Annotated in this window: 19 protein-coding genes and 4 tRNA genes; 13 read left to right on the forward strand and 10 right to left on the reverse strand. The window is 33.2% G+C overall.

Annotated elements, in window-relative coordinates:
* The first annotated feature begins 3 nt into the window (after positions 1-3).
* The 3 genes from DMB71_RS10850 to DMB71_RS10860 are packed head-to-tail and all read left to right on the forward strand — an operon-like array spanning position 4 to position 2,850.
* Positions 4-1,095, forward strand: coding sequence for an AI-2E family transporter (locus tag DMB71_RS10850; RefSeq protein WP_111366023.1), 1,092 nt, complete (start codon positions 4-6; stop codon positions 1,093-1,095).
* Positions 1,096-1,097: 2 nt separating this feature from the next.
* Positions 1,098-2,279, forward strand: a complete 1,182-nt coding sequence (locus DMB71_RS10855) for a THUMP-like domain-containing protein (RefSeq protein ID WP_111366025.1) — start codon at positions 1,098-1,100, stop codon at positions 2,277-2,279.
* Positions 2,280-2,283: 4 nt separating this feature from the next.
* Positions 2,284-2,850 carry a hypothetical protein gene (locus tag DMB71_RS10860; protein WP_111366026.1) on the forward strand — a complete coding sequence of 189 codons (567 nt, stop codon included), beginning with the start codon at positions 2,284-2,286 and terminating at the stop codon, positions 2,848-2,850.
* Here the strand turns inward: DMB71_RS10860 and DMB71_RS10865 are convergent, their stop codons facing one another.
* Complete coding sequence (locus DMB71_RS10865) at positions 2,851-3,498, reverse strand: M15 family metallopeptidase (protein ID WP_111366028.1); 648 nt, start codon at positions 3,496-3,498, stop codon at positions 2,851-2,853.
* Between the two features lie 209 nt (positions 3,499-3,707).
* Between DMB71_RS10865 and DMB71_RS10870 the strand changes: the two genes are divergently transcribed.
* A complete protein-coding gene (locus DMB71_RS10870; protein ID WP_111366029.1) occupies positions 3,708-4,229 on the forward strand; it encodes a hypothetical protein in 522 nt (173 codons plus the stop codon).
* Positions 4,230-4,286: 57 nt separating this feature from the next.
* Here DMB71_RS10870 and DMB71_RS10875 read toward each other — a convergent pair whose 3' ends face one another.
* On the reverse strand, positions 4,287-5,390 hold the full coding sequence (locus DMB71_RS10875) for a fatty acid desaturase family protein (RefSeq protein WP_111366031.1): 1,104 nt from the start codon (positions 5,388-5,390) through the stop codon (positions 4,287-4,289).
* Positions 5,391-5,561: 171 nt separating this feature from the next.
* A complete protein-coding gene (locus DMB71_RS10880) occupies positions 5,562-5,885 on the reverse strand; it encodes a helix-turn-helix domain-containing protein (RefSeq protein WP_111366033.1) in 324 nt (107 codons plus the stop codon).
* 122 nt (positions 5,886-6,007) lie between these two features.
* On the opposite strand from DMB71_RS10880, the gene DMB71_RS10885 reads away from it, so the two are divergent.
* The 5 genes from DMB71_RS10885 (at position 6,008) to DMB71_RS10905 (ending at position 9,788) form a co-directional block, all read left to right on the forward strand.
* Complete coding sequence (locus tag DMB71_RS10885; protein WP_111366034.1) at positions 6,008-6,283, forward strand: hypothetical protein; 276 nt, start codon at positions 6,008-6,010, stop codon at positions 6,281-6,283.
* A 41-nt stretch (positions 6,284-6,324) separates the two neighbouring features.
* Positions 6,325-6,525 carry a hypothetical protein gene (locus DMB71_RS10890; protein ID WP_111366036.1) on the forward strand — a complete coding sequence of 67 codons (201 nt, stop codon included), beginning with the start codon at positions 6,325-6,327 and terminating at the stop codon, positions 6,523-6,525.
* Positions 6,526-6,711: 186 nt separating this feature from the next.
* Entirely contained in the window at positions 6,712-8,481 is a 1,770-nt protein-coding gene (locus tag DMB71_RS10895; protein ID WP_111366037.1) for a glycoside hydrolase family 9 protein, read from the forward strand.
* Positions 8,482-8,508: 27 nt separating this feature from the next.
* Positions 8,509-9,282 (forward strand): ThuA domain-containing protein, encoded by a 774-nt coding sequence (locus DMB71_RS10900; RefSeq protein ID WP_111366039.1) that lies wholly within the window; start codon positions 8,509-8,511, stop codon positions 9,280-9,282.
* Positions 9,283-9,344: 62 nt separating this feature from the next.
* Entirely contained in the window at positions 9,345-9,788 is a 444-nt protein-coding gene (locus DMB71_RS10905; protein WP_111366040.1) for a GNAT family N-acetyltransferase, read from the forward strand.
* Between the two features lie 31 nt (positions 9,789-9,819).
* Here DMB71_RS10905 and DMB71_RS10910 read toward each other — a convergent pair whose 3' ends face one another.
* The 6 genes from DMB71_RS10910 to DMB71_RS10935 all read right to left on the reverse strand — a co-directional run bounded on the left by DMB71_RS10910 (position 9,820) and on the right by DMB71_RS10935 (position 11,498).
* Entirely contained in the window at positions 9,820-10,338 is a 519-nt protein-coding gene (locus DMB71_RS10910; protein WP_111366042.1) for an STM3941 family protein, read from the reverse strand.
* Between the two features lie 130 nt (positions 10,339-10,468).
* Positions 10,469-10,990 (reverse strand): AAA family ATPase, encoded by a 522-nt coding sequence (locus DMB71_RS10915; RefSeq protein ID WP_111366043.1) that lies wholly within the window; start codon positions 10,988-10,990, stop codon positions 10,469-10,471.
* A gap of 89 nt (positions 10,991-11,079) precedes the next feature.
* Positions 11,080-11,153, reverse strand: a tRNA-Arg gene (locus tag DMB71_RS10920).
* Positions 11,154-11,235: 82 nt separating this feature from the next.
* Positions 11,236-11,309: transfer RNA gene (locus DMB71_RS10925), tRNA-Arg, on the reverse strand.
* A 16-nt stretch (positions 11,310-11,325) separates the two neighbouring features.
* Positions 11,326-11,400: transfer RNA gene (locus tag DMB71_RS10930), tRNA-Pro, on the reverse strand.
* A gap of 14 nt (positions 11,401-11,414) precedes the next feature.
* A tRNA-Ser gene (locus DMB71_RS10935) sits at positions 11,415-11,498 on the reverse strand.
* A 239-nt stretch (positions 11,499-11,737) separates the two neighbouring features.
* On the opposite strand from DMB71_RS10935, the gene DMB71_RS10940 reads away from it, so the two are divergent.
* Together DMB71_RS10940 and DMB71_RS10945 are read left to right on the forward strand one after the other, a co-directional pair.
* Entirely contained in the window at positions 11,738-12,916 is a 1,179-nt protein-coding gene (locus DMB71_RS10940) for an acetyl-CoA C-acyltransferase (RefSeq protein ID WP_111366045.1), read from the forward strand.
* A 66-nt stretch (positions 12,917-12,982) separates the two neighbouring features.
* Positions 12,983-13,744 carry a C40 family peptidase gene (locus DMB71_RS10945; RefSeq protein WP_111366046.1) on the forward strand — a complete coding sequence of 254 codons (762 nt, stop codon included), beginning with the start codon at positions 12,983-12,985 and terminating at the stop codon, positions 13,742-13,744.
* Positions 13,745-13,932: 188 nt separating this feature from the next.
* Here the strand turns inward: DMB71_RS10945 and DMB71_RS10950 are convergent, their stop codons facing one another.
* Positions 13,933-14,778: an AraC family transcriptional regulator gene (locus DMB71_RS10950; RefSeq protein ID WP_111285332.1), complete on the reverse strand. Its 846-nt coding sequence runs from the start codon at positions 14,776-14,778 to the stop codon at positions 13,933-13,935.
* 116 nt (positions 14,779-14,894) lie between these two features.
* On the opposite strand from DMB71_RS10950, the gene DMB71_RS10955 reads away from it, so the two are divergent.
* Together DMB71_RS10955 and DMB71_RS10960 are read left to right on the forward strand one after the other, a co-directional pair.
* Positions 14,895-15,881, forward strand: coding sequence for an aldo/keto reductase (locus tag DMB71_RS10955; protein ID WP_111366048.1), 987 nt, complete (start codon positions 14,895-14,897; stop codon positions 15,879-15,881).
* Between the two features lie 378 nt (positions 15,882-16,259).
* A complete protein-coding gene (locus DMB71_RS10960) occupies positions 16,260-16,865 on the forward strand; it encodes an NAD(P)H-dependent oxidoreductase (protein WP_111366049.1) in 606 nt (201 codons plus the stop codon).

A 16,865-nucleotide genomic window follows, 5' to 3' on the forward strand; every position in this document is an offset into this window, starting at 1 on the left:
AGCATGATCACATCAAAAACTATTTCTAACGGAATATTAAGAGCTTTAGCTACGATTTTAATAATTGGCATTGTTTTATATTTTTTATATGAAATCCAGACCGTAATTGTCTATTTGTGCATTTCGCTAATATTGTGTTTAATAGCCAATCCGATGGTATTGTTTTTAAAGAACAAATTAAAATTCAGCAATTCGATGGCAGCGTCGACAACCATTATCTTTTTCATTTTTCTAATTGTTGGCTTTATTCTGTTGTTTGTCCCTTTAATTATTTCTCAGGCAAATAATCTGGCACTTCTAGATACAGCACATCTTCAGGCTCAATTTATGGAAACAGAAACCAGTCTTGAAAAATATTTTAATATTCCGCATATCGATTTAAATAAAGTTATAAAAGATTCTAAGCTAATTTCTTTCTTAGATTTTAGCTATTTCACAGGATTTATAAATACTATAATCAACTTTATGGCCGATATGGGCATGGGATTAGTATCGGTTTTTTTCATCACATTCTTTTTCATAAAAGATCAAGATATCTTTAAAGATCAGGCTAGAAGAATATTGCCAGATTCAAATGAAGACAAAATTTTAAATTCCATCGCAAAAATAAACCATTTATTAACTCGCTATTTTATTGGTTTGTTATTGCAATTAATTGTTGTATTTATTCTATATCTTATTGTATTGCTAATCTTCGGAAATAAAAATGCATTTGTAATTGCTTTTTTATGTGCCATTTTAAACATAATTCCATATTTGGGACCAATTATTGGAACAACTTTAGCTGCGATTTTAACTATGATAAGCATGATTGGAAAAGATTTTCAATCAGAAATTCTTCCAACAACCATTTATGTTGTGATCGGCTTTTTATTGGTACAGGCAATTGACAACAATATTAGCCAGCCGATAATTTCGTCAAAAAGCGTAAATTCGCACCCGTTAGAAATATTCTTGGTTATCTTAATCAGTGGTATTACGTTTGGAATTGTAGGTATGATAATAGCCATTCCTGCGTTTACAATGATTAAAGTAATTTTAAAAGAATTTTTCCCTGACAACAAAATCGTCTCCGTATTAACCGAAAGAATTTAGCTTTGAACAATCCTATTTTGCATCCAGAAATTCAAGAATATATAATTCAAAATACTGGTGCAGATATAACAAAATTGGCGCTCCAAAAAAATCCATTTCCAGAAATGGATTGGATTTTAATTTTAAATCAGATTGAAGCCCGATCAAAAGCAAAAGAAAAACTTCCGACTTGGTTTGCGGCCGAAAATATTATTTATCCAAGCAAAATCTCAGTAGAACAAACCTCTTCAGAGAAAACAGCTGCATACAAAGCTTCTTTAATATCTGGCGAATCTCTGATTGATTTAACTGGAGGTTTTGGTGTTGATGATTATTATTTTTCAAAGAAATTTAAATCGATAACGCATTGCGAAATAAATGAACAATTATCTAAAATTGTATCGCACAATTTTAAGCAGATGCAAGTTGAAAATTGTACTTTTTATGCTGGCGATTCTATTCATCTATTAGAAGAAACCAAACAAAAATACGATTGGATTTATATTGATCCTTCACGAAGAAATGACAGCAAAGGCAAAGTTTTTATGCTGAAAGATTGTCTTCCTAATGTTCCTGAATTGCTTGATTTTTATTTCGAAAAATCAAATTCTATTTTAATTAAAACCGCACCTTTATTAGACATTTCGGCAGGATTATCTGAATTAAAAAATGTAAAGAACATTCACATCATTGCTTTAGAAAACGAAGTTAAAGAACTGCTTTTTGAGATTCACAAGGGATATTCAGGCGAAATAACTCTAAAAACAGCCAATATTTTAAAAGAAAAAACAGAAACTTTTGAATTTGTTTTGGGCGATGAAATCTCATATCCATCTTTTGATTTTCCCAAGAAATATCTTTACGAACCCAATGCCGCTATCATGAAATCTGGCGGTTTTGATGAAGTGAGCATCGCTTTTCAAATTGATAAACTTCATAAACACTCTCATTTATATACTTCAGAAGATTTAATCGATTTTCCTGGAAGAAAATTTGAAGTTCAAAAAGCCATTTCATACAATAAAAATGAAATGAAAAATGAACTTGCCAATAAGCAGGCTAATATTACCACTCGAAATTTTCCTGAGACTGTAGAAAACATCCGAAAGAAATGGAAAATAAAAAATGGAGGAAATTTGTATTGTTTTTTTACGACAGATGTAAAAGATAACAAAATAGTTTTAATTTGCACCAAAATAATCTAACGCAATGAAACAATTAATTACATTAACTCTTTTCTTATTAACGATTGCCGCATTTGCACAAAAACCTTGTGAATATAGTGTAAATGTAAATGATTCTATCGGATCTTATAAAATAACAAATGAATATTTGATGAGTGAGAAATATTTTGGCGGAAGCTTTAATTATATCTTCTTCTCTTTGGCTCAAACAGATGGTTTACCAACATTAAACCTTCAATCTATCCAAAAGAGCAAGGATTTCATCAAAGCAAACTGTTTTGATAAGAACTCAAAAATATTTTTGCAATTAGAGAACGGAAAAATTGTAACCCTAATGCACATCAATCAAGAAAACTGCGGTACACTTGTTCGTGATGAAAAAGGTTTTGATAATCGTATCAATACTGGGATTTTTATGTTTATGAAAGATAATTATGAAGAGCTGAAAAAATCTCCAATTTCTATAATGCGAATAAAATACCTTACTAATACAGAAGATTATATCGTAAAGCGAGAACTTACTTCCGAATTAACAGGAAAGGTAACCAATCCGAATACTTATTTTATGGATAATATCAGGTGCGTTGAGTAATTAATTGCACTTCCATTTCTGGTTGGACACATTATCTTTTAAACCGGTTTTTAAATTATAATGCCACCACTCAGAATCAAAAGAGTTAAAGCCATTTTTAATCATGTTTTTTTTTAAATAAGCTCTATTAGAAAGTATTTCTTTTGAAAGCTGTTTAAAATTATGACTCGCCATAATTCCGAAAAAATCAAAAGAAGTTCCCATATCAACTTCTTTTCCGGTTATATCTACTAAAGAAATATCTACGGCTCCTCCTCTATTGTGGATGGAGCCTTTTTTTGGATCTGCCACATAAATAGGATTCGATACAATCTCCCACATTTTTTTCTGGATATCCAAAGGCCTGTAACAATCATATAATTTGATTCTATAGCCTTTCTTCAAAAAATCCTTATTAGCCGCAATTAATGCTTTTACAGTCTTTAAACGAAGCATACATTCGGCACAATCATAAACTTTTGTCTTTAAGAAATTATCCTCGGTCGCATACTTCATATCATAGACAAAATCATTGCTGTAATCTCGCAGATTCACAAATGTAGTGTCAGAAATTTTAACTTGAGCTGGAGAAGTATAAGTTTCATTCTGGGCTTGCAAAAAGCTAATTCCAAAAAGAAAAAAGACTAATATTTTGAAAGTATGATTCATTATAAGACGGTTTTAAAAATTGAAATTAAACAAAAAAAACGTAAAAACCGATTCTATCATTTCTCTATAGAAACAAAAGTTCTCTTTTTACAAATCTACAATTCGTCATAAATTCCTTTCAAACCAAACACTATTTTTAATATCTTTATGAAAATTAGCTCTTTACGACTTTGTAAATAAAATTATTAATTCTAAAAACCATTTATATTATGAATTACAGAGCCAAATACATTTCAGCAGCACTTGTAAGCAGTTTAGTCCTGTTTTCGTGTAAAAAAGAAATTAGCAAAGAAGTTCCTAAAACAGATTCAACTTCCGTAAAAACGGAGGCTTTAAAGGCAGACAGCACTGCTATAAACCCGAACGATTCTCTATATGCTCTAGTAGATAAAAGTGTTGTTGGCACTCAGTTTTTAACCAAAAGCAGTTTAGCCCCGAGATTAAAAAAATTATTAGGAGCAGATTATGATCAAATGGTAAAAAACTGGAATACCGAAACTCCTTTTGAAAAACAAGATAATATACTTCATGCTTGGGGCTGCAAGCAACATGACTGCAGCACGTATTCTTATGATTTGTATATTGATGTTAAAAACAATAAAATCAATGTCTACAAATTTTCAGAGTCTAAACTGACGATTTTTAAAGAAGATAATTTTGATATTGAAATAAAAGGCAACTTCTTAAAAGATTTAAATATTAAAAAGGAGAATATCCAAAATAAAAAATAATTCAAGCGTAAAAAAAGCGGTTCAAAAAACCGCTTTTTTTACTGGATATTTTTAGAGTTATATTTCCCCTGTCGCTAAAATATTTTCTTTTACACCTTTGTCTCTCAACATTCTAAAATGAGAACGAACAGCGTGATAAAACGGATATGAAGTGTATGGCAAATTGTATTCTTCTGCATATCGTTTTATAATTGGCGTAATATAAGGATAATACGTATGTCCAACTGCAGGGAAAAGATGATGCGCAACGTGGTGCGTAAATCCGCCGTAAAGAAAATTAGCCAATTTGCTTTCTGTACTAAAATCTTTAGTCACAATCATTTGATGCATTACCCATGTATCCGAAAGATTCCCATCTTCATCGGCATGCGGAAAGTGAGCATCTTCATCAACGTGTGTCGAAACCAATGCCACAACACCAATTGCACTACCGCATAAATGCATAGACAGCCACGCAAAAAGCACCATATACCAAGGCTGACTTAACAACATCATCGGGATAAAAAGTAAATAAATAAGGTTGATAATCTTAGCTGCAAACAGTCTGTAAACTTCTTGTCTCGGGATTTTATCCACTACTTTTTTTACATAGTTATCCTTTGTGCCAAAAAAGTCTTTAAAATCTCTAATATAAAGCCAATTGAGGCTGTAAAGAGGATAAATAAACCACATGTAAATGTGCTGATACTTGTGGTAATTAAACAACGGACTATTTGGAAATATTCTAATAATATCGCTCTGTTTAATATCGACATCCCAATCTGGTACATTTGGATAAGCATGATGCAGGCTTATATGGCGTCGCATCCAAAGCCAGTGATTGCTTCCAAATAGTTCCAAAACATATAAAAACCATTCATTATGCTTTGGCTTTTTGAACAAAGCTCCATGTGCAGCATCATGAAAAGCATTTATAAATAAAACGATCATGGTAATACCAGACAAAATGTAAAAAAGAAATAACAAAGGCGTCTGGTTGCCGAAAATTAAAATACAGGCGTAGAACAAAAAAAATACTGCCAGAAGTCCTAGCGACTTCACAACATTTAATACATACAAAGACGAGTTTTTTAAGACCGTTTCATTCACTTCTAAACGCATCTTTTTAAAAAAATCATCTGCTCCTGGTTTAACATAAACCGGTCGTTTTAATTTTTCCATATTGGTTACTGCTAGAAATTGTTAATCAAATTTAGTAAAAAAAAACTTAAACTGTAAGTGTATAATTAAATAAAAAAGGAGTATTTTAAACAAAAAAACCACTCAGAAAGAGTGGTTTAAATTAAAATTGTGACATTTTAAATTGTTAGATACTTTTGGGAAAAGTTTTTGTTATTCCTCAAACTTTTTGTCCGCCAGACGCAGTCGAATATTATGAATACGTCCTTCAATTTCTTGCAAGTCATTCAGAATATTCTGCTTCTCATAAACTGGTCCAGCCTCATTAACCTTATTTTGCTCATCAGCAAAAAGATCATTCAAATCCACATCCGGAAAATTTTTACTTAAGCTAAGTATAAATTCAGAACCTATACTAGCCGTTCCGTGTAAATATCTTCCAATCATTGCAGGGCTAAATCCTAAAATTGCTCCTACTTCCTTTTGCTTTAATCCTTTATCCTTAAAGAATTTACTTAGTTTCTCGTGATACATCATTATTAAAATTCAAACAAAATATAGCTACAATATATTTTTTAACATTAAAAAGAATAAATAATATAATAATATTCTTACATTTACACGTAATAAAATACATACAAATAATTATTAGCAAATATATGTCAAAATTAATCAATAATAGCAATTTTAAAGAAGATAATTCTCACAATAAAAAAGCTTATGAATTTATAGATAGGCATTTACCAGTTACCTATGTTGATCTTACTATAGCTTGTATTATTAAAAAAGGGCATCCTGCTCCAAGCAAATCGTTGATTAGAAATGTAAGAAACAAAACCATACTCAGAAATGATATTTTGCTTGCATTAGTAGAAGTTGCAAACGAGAATAAGCAAGCGATAGAAAAAATAAAACTCTTAACGTCACAATCTTAAAAAGTATACTAAAAACCATTTTCAACCAAAGCCCATATTTTATGACAACCCATAATACCAATAAAAAGGAAAACAACCATTTAGATTCTATTCAAAATCAATTTAAAATCTCATTAAACGAGAACAATTTAGAAAACATTCCCAATTTATACGGAATGAGTCTCGAACAATACAAAGAAGGTCTTGAAATTCATTCCAGATGTTTTAATCAGATGGAAAAAGTGCAAAGAATAGTGAATTAAAATAATCTTAATCCGTTCGCAAAAATCACATCAAATACACATCATTGATTTCTTAACTACGGCATAAACGCCCATAAAACTTGTTCGTAGTGCAAATTCCACGTTTTTAGCACAAACCTGTTTAGCTTAGAAAAATTTTCTCTTTTTTGTAATTTGCCATTTCTAGTAGCTAAAAAAACTAAAACCATGCTAAAACTTAGAAAACAATTAAGATGCGTTTTAATAGTTTTGTTTATTTCTATTTCAGCTTATAGCAAAACTATCATCTTTGTAAATCAAGTAGGCTTTAATCCAAAAAGTCCAAAAATTGCTATTATTGAATATCACAGCAATCTTTTAAATTCAACTTTTGATATTATAGATGCAGAGTCAGGAAAAACAGTTTTTACTTCTAAGATTGGAAAAGCAGAAAGTGTTGACGAATGGAAACTTGGCAATTTTTATTATAAAGCCGATTTTTCATCTTTTCAAAAACCAGGAAATTATAAAGTATCATTTAAAATTGCAGATCAAATATACACTTCTGCCCGTTTTTCAATTGAAGAAGATATATTGGCAAAACACACCATTTCTTCAATCGTACATTATTACAACAAACAAAGAGCGAATACTCCTGAAGAACTCGAAGCTGACAAGAACATGTTATTGTTTGGAAGCACAAAAAAAGTAGATGTTCACGGTGGATGGTGTGATGCGTCTGGAGATGTGAGCAAATATTTTTCGCATTTAGCTTATGCAAATTTTGTATCGCCTCAACAAACTCCTTTGGTAACTTGGTCACTTATAAACACTTCTGAAACCATTTCAAAAAAGCTCGTGCAATGGAAAATAAAAGATTCTTTAGACAATGAAGCCATTTGGGGAGCCGACTACATGATGCGCTGTCTATCTGATGAAGATTATTTCTATATGATAGTTTTCAGCTATTTTGATAAAAATCCTGCAGCAAGAAGAATTGTGGGATTAAAAGCCAATAGTGTTACTACTGACGAGTATCAATCTGCTTTTCGCGAAGGTGCAGGAATGGCAATAGCATCACTTGCTAGAATTTCAAAATGGAATAAGAGTGGAGATTTTACTTCAAAACAATATTTAGACGGAGCAAAACGAGCTTACGCACATCTACTAATCAATAATACAAAATATGATGATGACGGAAAAGAAAACATTATAGATGATTATTGCGCTTTGATGGCGGCGACAGAATTATGGATTGCTACTAATGATAATTTTTATAAAGATGAAGCTAAAAAATGGGCTCATAAACTTGAAAACCGAATGACAGATAAAGGTTGGTTTAGAAGCAATGACGGAAATCGTCCGTTTTGGCATGCAGCCGATGCTGGTTTGCCTGTCGTAGCTCTAACGAGATATCTTAAAAAAGAATCTGACAGCAAAGAAAGAACTGCTGCAGAAAATGTTATTAAAAAAGCTTTGCAATACAATCTTGCTGTTACAAACAATGTAGCTAATCCGTTTGGTTATGCGAGGCAAAGTTTTTTATTTAATGATAAAATTCAAGACGGATTTTTTATTCCGCATGATAATGAAACCGGCTGGTGGTGGCAAGGCGAAAATGCCCGATTGGCTTCATTGGCAACCGCAGCTATAGAAGGCGGAAAAAGTTTTTCAATTCAAAAAAATAATAATACAAAAAAATCGCTCGACTTGTACGCTTCACAGCAACTATCTTGGATTTTGGGATGCAATCCGTATTCAATGTGTTTTTTGTACAAATTTGGCGAAAACAATGTTCCTTATATGCATTCTAATTACGGACACGGATCTGAAAAAGGTGGCATTTCTAACGGAATTACTGGTAAAGACGGAAACGCTGACGGTTCTGGAATCGATTTTAAAATGGAAGACAAAGGCAATGAATGGCGGTGGACAGAACAATGGATTCCGCATTCAGCATGGTTTTTACAAGCTATAACCGCAATGGTTGAACCATAATTATTTCATCATCATAAAATTGCTTTCATGAAAAATTCAATAGTATTTATTTTACTTGTTTTAAGCTGTTTGCTTCATCTGGATTGCCAAGCTCAAAAACAAAAAAAGTCACGATTTAAAGCTTTAGTTTTATATGAAAATGGCGGACATCATCTTCCGTTTACTAAAGCAGCTAAGCCTTGGTTAAACAAACTTGCCATTGACAGCAGTTTTACCATTGATTATATTGAAAGCACCAAAACAATCAATGAAACACTTTTAAAACAATATCAAGTCTTTATACAATTAGATTATCCGCCTTATACTTGGAGTGAAGAATCGATGCAGGCGTTTCAGAAATACATGAACAGCGACAAAGGTGGATGGGTTGGTTTGCATCATGCAACTTTGCTTGGCGAATTTGATGGATACCCGATGTGGAACTGGTTTTCTTATTTTATGGGCGGAATCAGATTTGTAAATTACATTCCAGATTTTGCAAGTGGAAAAGTAAATATCGAAGATAAATCTCATCCTATAACTAAAGGCATTCCTGCTGATTTCTTAATCAAAAAAGAAGAATGGTATATTTATGACAAAAGCCCAAGGCCAAATGTTCATGTTCTGGCTTCGGTTGACGAATCTACTTATCAGCCAGACTCAAAAATAAAAATGGGAGACCATCCTGTAGTGTGGACAAACGATAAATTTCCTTCAAGAAACGTTTATATTTTTATGGGACACGCACCAGAATTATTCCAAAACGAAGCATACACTACCCTACTTCGAAATTCTATTTTCTGGGCAGCAGGCAAAAGATAAATTCAATATTACATATAATTGCTATTTTTGCCAGTCATCAAAAAAATTAAACAATCAAGACTGTGATTCAAAAAGTAAATAAAACAGAATATCCTGAATTGATTTCGGTTTGGGAATCTTCGGTAAAAGCGACGCATGATTTCTTAAAACCTGAAGATTTTATATTTTACAAAGAGCTAATTCCAAACTTTTTTGACAATGTGTCATTGCACTGTATAAAAAATGAGCAACAACAAATTATTGGTTTTGTCGGAACTCATGAAGAAAACTTAGAAATGTTGTTTGTAACAGCAAACCAAATTGGAAAAGGAATTGGTAAACAACTATTATTGTATGCAATTGAAGAGCTTAAAATCTCGAAAGTTGACGTGAATGAAGATAACCTTACAGCAACCGCATTTTACAAGCATTTCGGATTTGAGATACAATCGACCTCTAATTTAGACGGCTGTGGAAAACCATATTCAATTTTGCATTTAGAACTAACAAAAGAGCCACTTAACTAAAGTGGCTCTTTAAATTTTATAACAGATTATTTTATTTTTTCCAGTATTTTAAAATCAGCTTATACAATTCATCTGCATTAATTTCAATTTCTGAAGCCGAGTACATTATATTCAATTTTGAATTTTGCTCGTTATAAGCCATTTTCCAAAGAAATTTAGAAACACGACCATCATACTTAGATATATCATCAATCGTAATGGCTACCAAAGTATCGCCTCCTACTTTTTGCAATTGCACATCGGTAACATCTTGCCACTCTATTCTTCCGAAAGCTTTAGCTACTGGAGTTGTTCTTCCAGAAAAACCATTTGAATCTATTTGAATTAATGGAGATTTGTCTTTTATACTGGCAAGCATTTTAAATATCAAAACAAGCATTATCAAAAGAATAGCACCTGAAGCAATCGATAGTTTTATTTTAAATACTCCGTCAAAAGTTCCTATGCCATATAAAAGCATAATCGCCAATAATACACTGATTGCGCTAGCATATAAAAGTAAGCTTCTCGTTTTCTTGGCATTTCGGTAAAAATTTATTTCTTCATTCATGGAGTGTAGTAAAAATTTTATTTGTTATTAGAATTAAATGAAGATGCAATTTACCTCAAAATAATTTAAAAGACCATCTCTCTTAGTAGCAATCTTAAAAACACATACAGCCTACTTTATCGGATTTTCTCTATATTTTCAACTTATTTATTTGATTCTGAATTTGATTTAGTCTTTCAGACAAATTTCCCTTAACTTCAATTACTTCCAAATCAAAATCATCAATTAATTCTCTAATAATTTCATTTACTTCATTTCTCAATTCAGGTAAATCTGATTGCGGACATAAAATTCGATCTGGTTCTTCAATGGGAACAAACACAAAAATGTCAATTTCTTTAATCACATTTTGAATTTTATTAAATACGGATGAAAAGTTTAATGTATTGTCAACTGCTAAAGCATATCCTAAAAGATCAATTGGACAACGGTCAAAAATAGCATCTCTATTACTTCTCATGATTTGTTTTATAGAATATTCCAACTGGATCACATAATCATCTGCAGTGGGTTCTTCAGAAAAATCAAAACCCATTTCCTGTAGTTCCAAATAAGGCTCTGGATAAAACTCATAATCAGGAAAAGATTCATATAATTTTTCTGCCAATGTAGTTTTACCTACCAAATGAGCCCCTAGTATTGCTATTCTCATACTAATAATCTTTTTATCTCGAACAACTAAAAATAAAGAAAATAGATGTAAAACAAAAAAGGATGATCGAAAATGATCATCCTATAAAGTGATCCCAGAAGGATTCGAACCTTCGACCTACGCATTAGAAGTGCGTTGCTCTATCCAGCTGAGCTATGGAACCATTATTTTTTTAAATTTCTAAGAATAGAAATCAAACCTATATACATAAAAGCAAAAAGTCACTCGATTTGAGTGACTTTTTGTGAACGCAGAAGGATTCGAACCTTCGACCGCCTGCTTAGAAGGCAGGTGCTCTATCCAGCTGAGCTATGCGTCCATTATTTCAATTGTAGTCGGGGTGGCAGGATTCGAACCTGCGGCCTCCTGCTCCCAAAGCAGGCGCGATAACCGGGCTACGCTACACCCCGAGGCAAAATTTAAGCGGAGAGACAGGGACTCGAACCCTGGCGACGGTTACCCGTCGACAGATTAGCAATCTGCTCCATTACCGCTCTGGCACCTCTCCTTGCTAGTGGAATTGCTTCCGTTTTGCGAGTGCAAATGTATAACAACATTCCTTTTCTCACAAGCTTTTTTTTGAGTTTTTTTAGTTTTTTTTCATCTTTTTTCAAAACCACTTCACAATCAAACAAATAGAATTAACAAAAATTTCACCTTAAATTTAAAATCATTACGATTCAATACAAAATTTGAATTTATTCAAATAAACAGTAAATTTGCTTACTAACTATTATTAAACAGAAAATGAACAAAAGAGTTGTTATCGTTTCTGCCGTTAGAACACCTATCGGAAGTTTCATGGGCGGGTTATCTAGTGTACCTGCACCAAAATTAGGCGCTGCTGCTATAAAAGGAGCGCTTTCAAAAATTAATCTTGACCCAAAATTAGTCGATGAAGTTTTCATGGGGAATGTAATTCAGGCGGGAGTTGGACAAGCACCAGCGCGCCAGGCTGCATTGTTTGCCGGATTATCTGAAGAAGTTGCTGCTACAACAGTAAACAAAGTATGTGCTTCTGGAATGAAAGCTGTAATGTTTGCCGCTCAAGCAATCGCATGTGGAGACGCTGAAATCGTAGTAGCTGGTGGAATGGAAAGCATGAGCTTAATCCCTCACTATGTACAAATGCGTGCTGGAAACAAATTTGGTCCTGCAACTATGCTTGACGGAATGCAAAAAGATGGTTTAACAGATGCTTACGACAACAACGCAATGGGAGTTTGCGCTGATTTGTGTGCTTCTGAATATAAAATCACTCGTGAAGAACAAGATGCATTCGCAATTCAATCTTATGAAAGAAGCGCCAAAGCTTGGGACGCTGGAAAATTCGACAATGAAGTTGTTCCTGTTGAAGTTCCACAAAGACGTGGCGAGCCAATTATATTTTCAAAAGATGAAGAATATACTAATGTGAAATTAGATAAAATTCCATCTTTAGCTCCGGTTTTCACAAAAGACGGAACGGTAACCGCTGCAAATGCTTCTACAATCAATGACGGAGCTGCTGCTTTGGTTTTAATGTCTGAAGAAAAAGCAAATGCATTAGGCTTAAAACCTTTAGCATACATAAAAGGCTATGCTGATGCGGCTCAAGAACCAAAATGGTTTACAACAAGTCCAGCAAAAGCATTACCAAAAGCTTTAGACAAAGCTGGAATTTCAATCTCAGATGTTGATTTCTTCGAATTTAACGAAGCTTTCTCTGTTGTTGGACTGGCTAATGCAAAAATATTAAATTTAGATAACGACAAAGTAAACGTAAACGGTGGTGCTGTTTCTTTAGGACATCCTCTTGGAGCTTCTGGAGCGCGTATTATTGTAACTTTACTAAATGTTTTAGAACAAAACAATGCAAAAACTGGAGCTGCTGCAATTTGCAACGGTGGCGGTGGCGCATCGGCAATTGTTATCGAAAGAGCTTAAACAATATCTCAAAAAATCAGGAGTTACAATATGACTCCTGATTTTCAACTTTATAAATTTCCTTAGATGTTTGGAATTTGCAATCTAGCCATAGTACCTGTTCGCGCTGAAGCCAGCGACAGAAGTGAAATTGTTACACAGCTCTTATTTGGCGAGCATATCGAGATTTTAGAACGTCATAATCAATGGGCGCGAATCAGAATTCAATATGATGATTATGAAGGCTGGGTCGATTCAAAACAATATCAGGAAATTACCAAAGAGCAATTTGATCTTTTGAGTAAAGAATCGATTATTTTAAATGCAGATTTAATTGATTATATCACTGCACCAAATAATCTGTTGCTTCCTATTCCGCTTGGAGCTTCCTTATCTTTTTTAAACAACAGTGAAATCAATACTTCAAACTTTGATTTTGAAGGAACAAAAACCAGCGGCATCAAACCTAAAAGCGCCTTAATCAAAACCGCTTTTATGTATTTGAATGCTCCATACTTATGGGGCGGAAAAACACCATTTGGAATTGACTGTTCTGGATTTACTCAAATGGTTTATAAATTAAACGGCTATAAAATTCATCGTGATGCATCGCAACAAGCGCTTGAAGGAAATCCGTTAAGTTTTATTGAAGAGTGCGAACCAGGCGATTTAGCTTTCTTTGATAATGACGAAGGAAACATTACTCACGTAGGCATCATAATGGAAAATAACTACATCATTCACGCAAGTGGAAAAGTTCGCATTGACCGTTTGGACCACACCGGAATTTACAATCCTGAATTAAACAAACACACTCATAAACTACGTGTAATCAAGAAAATTATCTAATTAGGACTTTGAGTTAAAGTACACGGATAAAACGGATTCGCTTTGCGAAAACGCTGATTTTTACGGATTTTTTTTCTTTTTTTTCTCTCGCAGATTAACAGATTCATTTTTAATTTTTAGTGTTATATGTGAAATGAAAACAGCCAAAAAGTTAGAGTAAATTCGTGAATTCGTGGCGAATAAAAAAATTAAGCACTCAATCGAATCGTCTTTCTAAACTCAGACGGACTATACCCTTTTTGTTTTCTAAAGAACTTATTGAAATGGCTTTCATCCGTAAAGCCAAATTCGTACGCAATTTCATTAATACGCTTCTCGCTAAATTGCAAACGATGTTCAATCAGTTTTGTTTTATAATTACTGATATACTGCTGCATCGTTTCGCTGGCATGCTTCTTAAAATAACGGCCTAAATACGTGTTCGAAATTCCGAAATAATCGCTGATTGATTCCGCTTTGATTTTTTCAGGATAGTAAATATTATTCTGAATGTATTGCAGAATATCCATTGCTTTAGCTTCAGTATTTATGGTTACTTGTTCTGGAAGATATTTCGCAATATTTCTCGCCACAATAATAATCAATGTATTTACCAATTGCTGAATTAATTCCTGATTATAAACATCTTTATCCTGATGTTCACGGCAAATCGCTTCAATCATTACTTTCACCAAACATTTATCAGGATCATTTTTAAGAATACAACCCGGCTGATGATTCGCGTTTTGAAGAATATATTCTAATCGCTGAATATTTTCATTCTGCAGACTTGAGTTTTTTAAATAAATATCATTAAACCTCAAAAAGAAAAATTTCGTTTTAGTTTCAATTGTAAAATTATGACAGTCCTCAGGTGTTAATAAGAACAAATGTCCAGGATCATATTCAAAAATATTCTTATTGATACACTGTCTCCCTGTCCCCTCTAAAATATAAACCAGTTCGAAAAAATTATGACGATCTCCAACGTCTGGATATTCATTCAGCGTCTCAAAAGAAACCGTAAAAGGTTCGTATAAGTTTTCTTTTTTCATAATCCCATTTGTTTGAAGATGCAAATATACCTAAAAAAGACAAATATATACCAAGTAAGAATCATAAAAACAGTATAATTTTGCCTCATCAATTTTAAACATAAAAAATCACAATCATGGAATATAGAAAATTAGGCAACTCAGAACTTGAATTATCAGCTATTACATACGGTGCATTTGCTATTGGCGGAACCATGTGGGGCGGAACAGAAAAGAAAGATTCAATAGAATCTGTTCAAGCTTCAATCGATCACGGTGTTACTACAATCGACACCGCTCCTTTTTACGGATTTGGTTTAAGCGAAGAAATGATCGGCGAAGCTATAAAACCTTATGATCGTTCTAAAGTTCAGTTACTTACAAAATTCGGTTTGGTTTGGGATGGAAGCAATAACGGAAAAGGTGATTTCTTTTTCGATGCAGACGATAATGGAAAACAAGTTCCGATTTACAAATATTCATCAAAAGCAAATGTCATTAAAGAAGTTGAAGAAAGCTTAAAACGCCTTCAAACCGATTATATCGATTTACTGCAAATTCACTGGCCAGATTCAACAACTCCAATTTCTGAAACAATGGAAGCTGTTGAGACTTTGATTCAGCAAGGAAAAATCAGAGCATTCGGAGTCAGCAATTACAACGTTGCACAAATTCAGGAAGCACAAAAAACAATTCAAGTCGCTTCAAACCAAGTAGCATACAGTATGTTAAACCGCGGAATCGAAGCTGATTTAATTCCGTTTACAGTAGCAGAAAATATCGGAATCATTGCGTACAGCCCAATGGAAAGAGGATTATTGACTGGAAAATATTTCTTAGACAGCAAATTAAAAGAAAACGATCACAGAAACGGCTATTTCGGGAAATTCGATTTACAGCAAGTAAAAACCCTAATCGAAGAATTGAGTTCATTAGCACATTCAAAACACATTTCAATTTCGCAATTGGTTTTACGTTGGACAACTTTACAAAAAGGAATTTCAATTGTTCTAGCAGGAGCAAGAAACGCAGAACAAGCCATTTCAAATGCCAAAACAATGGATTTTGACTTATCAACTTCAGAATTGGAGTTTATCAATCAGGCGATTGCTAAAATAAAATAATTCTCTTTTTTAAATACATAGCCCCGATAGCTATCGGGGATAGTTTTGGTTTGTCAACAAAGGTGTTTCACTTGTTTAAATACACATAGTCTACGCAATCTAGTCATTCCGAGGTACGAGAAATCACACTCGTTGGCCGTCTAAGATTGGCGAAATACTTTGCGTAGTTTCTAGTGTGATTCCTCGTTCCTCGGAATGACAAACTTTGATAGTCTATGTGTTTAAAAAAATCTCAACAATTTAAATAATTAGAATTTGGGCGTGTTTCACAGCGGCGAACCGGGCTATCCGCTAAATCTTTTTCTTTTTAAAGAAAAAAGAAAAAGGATATCGCTCCTATCCCTCACGCGTCCATTTTCAAAAGAAATAACAATTAAAATGAAAAAGATATTTATAATCAATGGCGGGCAAAAATTTGCTCATTCAGGAGGACAATTCAATAAAACCGTTCAGGATTGGACAGTTGAATTTCTTTCAAAAAACAATAATTACGAAATAAAAACAACCCACATCGAAGATGAAATAGATCTTCAAAAAGAAGTAGAAAAATTCGTTTGGGCAGATGTAATTATTTATCATACACCAGTTTGGTGGTTTCAAATTCCGAATCTTTTCAAAAAATACATCGATGATGTTTTCACACAAGGGCACAACAACGGAATTTACAAAAGCGACGGAAGAAGTCGTATAAACCCAGACATCAATTATGGAACAGGAGGTCTTTTACACGGACGTAAATATATGCTTACTACTAGCTGGAATGCACCTGCAACCGCTTTTACCCTTCCAGGAGAATTCTTCGAACAAACTTCTGTTGATGACGGCGTTATGTTTGGTTTCCATAAAATGAACAAATTCACAGGAATGGAAAAAATAAATGGATTCCATTTTCATGATGTAGAAAAAGGCGCAACAACAGAAAATATTGCTATATTTAAAGAGAATTATACGAAACATTTAGAACAAACTTTTAAAAACTTATAA

Origin of the sequence: Flavobacterium tistrianum (assembly GCF_003254545.1) — a bacterium.
GTDB lineage: Bacteria > Bacteroidota > Bacteroidia > Flavobacteriales > Flavobacteriaceae > Flavobacterium > Flavobacterium tistrianum.

Excerpts from the sequence above, each read along its gene's own strand:
- DMB71_RS10885 (WP_111366034.1), top strand. The coding sequence starts at position 6,008 with ATGTCAAAATTAATCAATAATAGCAATTTTAAAGAAGATAATTCTCAC.
- DMB71_RS10940 (WP_111366045.1), top strand. The coding sequence starts at position 11,738 with ATGAACAAAAGAGTTGTTATCGTTTCTGCCGTTAGAACACCTATCGGA.
- DMB71_RS10870 (WP_111366029.1), top strand. The coding sequence starts at position 3,708 with ATGAATTACAGAGCCAAATACATTTCAGCAGCACTTGTAAGCAGTTTA.
- DMB71_RS10960 (WP_111366049.1), top strand. The coding sequence starts at position 16,260 with ATGAAAAAGATATTTATAATCAATGGCGGGCAAAAATTTGCTCATTCA.
- DMB71_RS10860 (WP_111366026.1), top strand. The coding sequence starts at position 2,284 with ATGAAACAATTAATTACATTAACTCTTTTCTTATTAACGATTGCCGCA.
- DMB71_RS10900 (WP_111366039.1), top strand. The coding sequence starts at position 8,509 with ATGAAAAATTCAATAGTATTTATTTTACTTGTTTTAAGCTGTTTGCTT.
- DMB71_RS10895 (WP_111366037.1), top strand. The coding sequence starts at position 6,712 with ATGCTAAAACTTAGAAAACAATTAAGATGCGTTTTAATAGTTTTGTTT.
- DMB71_RS10890 (WP_111366036.1), top strand. The coding sequence starts at position 6,325 with ATGACAACCCATAATACCAATAAAAAGGAAAACAACCATTTAGATTCT.
- DMB71_RS10880 (WP_111366033.1), bottom strand. The coding sequence starts at position 5,885 with ATGATGTATCACGAGAAACTAAGTAAATTCTTTAAGGATAAAGGATTA.
- DMB71_RS10850 (WP_111366023.1), top strand. The coding sequence starts at position 4 with ATGATCACATCAAAAACTATTTCTAACGGAATATTAAGAGCTTTAGCT.
- DMB71_RS10915 (WP_111366043.1), bottom strand. The coding sequence starts at position 10,990 with ATGAGAATAGCAATACTAGGGGCTCATTTGGTAGGTAAAACTACATTG.
- DMB71_RS10950 (WP_111285332.1), bottom strand. The coding sequence starts at position 14,778 with ATGAAAAAAGAAAACTTATACGAACCTTTTACGGTTTCTTTTGAGACG.
- DMB71_RS10955 (WP_111366048.1), top strand. The coding sequence starts at position 14,895 with ATGGAATATAGAAAATTAGGCAACTCAGAACTTGAATTATCAGCTATT.
- DMB71_RS10945 (WP_111366046.1), top strand. The coding sequence starts at position 12,983 with ATGTTTGGAATTTGCAATCTAGCCATAGTACCTGTTCGCGCTGAAGCC.
- DMB71_RS10875 (WP_111366031.1), bottom strand. The coding sequence starts at position 5,390 with ATGGAAAAATTAAAACGACCGGTTTATGTTAAACCAGGAGCAGATGAT.
- DMB71_RS10910 (WP_111366042.1), bottom strand. The coding sequence starts at position 10,338 with ATGAATGAAGAAATAAATTTTTACCGAAATGCCAAGAAAACGAGAAGC.
- DMB71_RS10865 (WP_111366028.1), bottom strand. The coding sequence starts at position 3,498 with ATGAATCATACTTTCAAAATATTAGTCTTTTTTCTTTTTGGAATTAGC.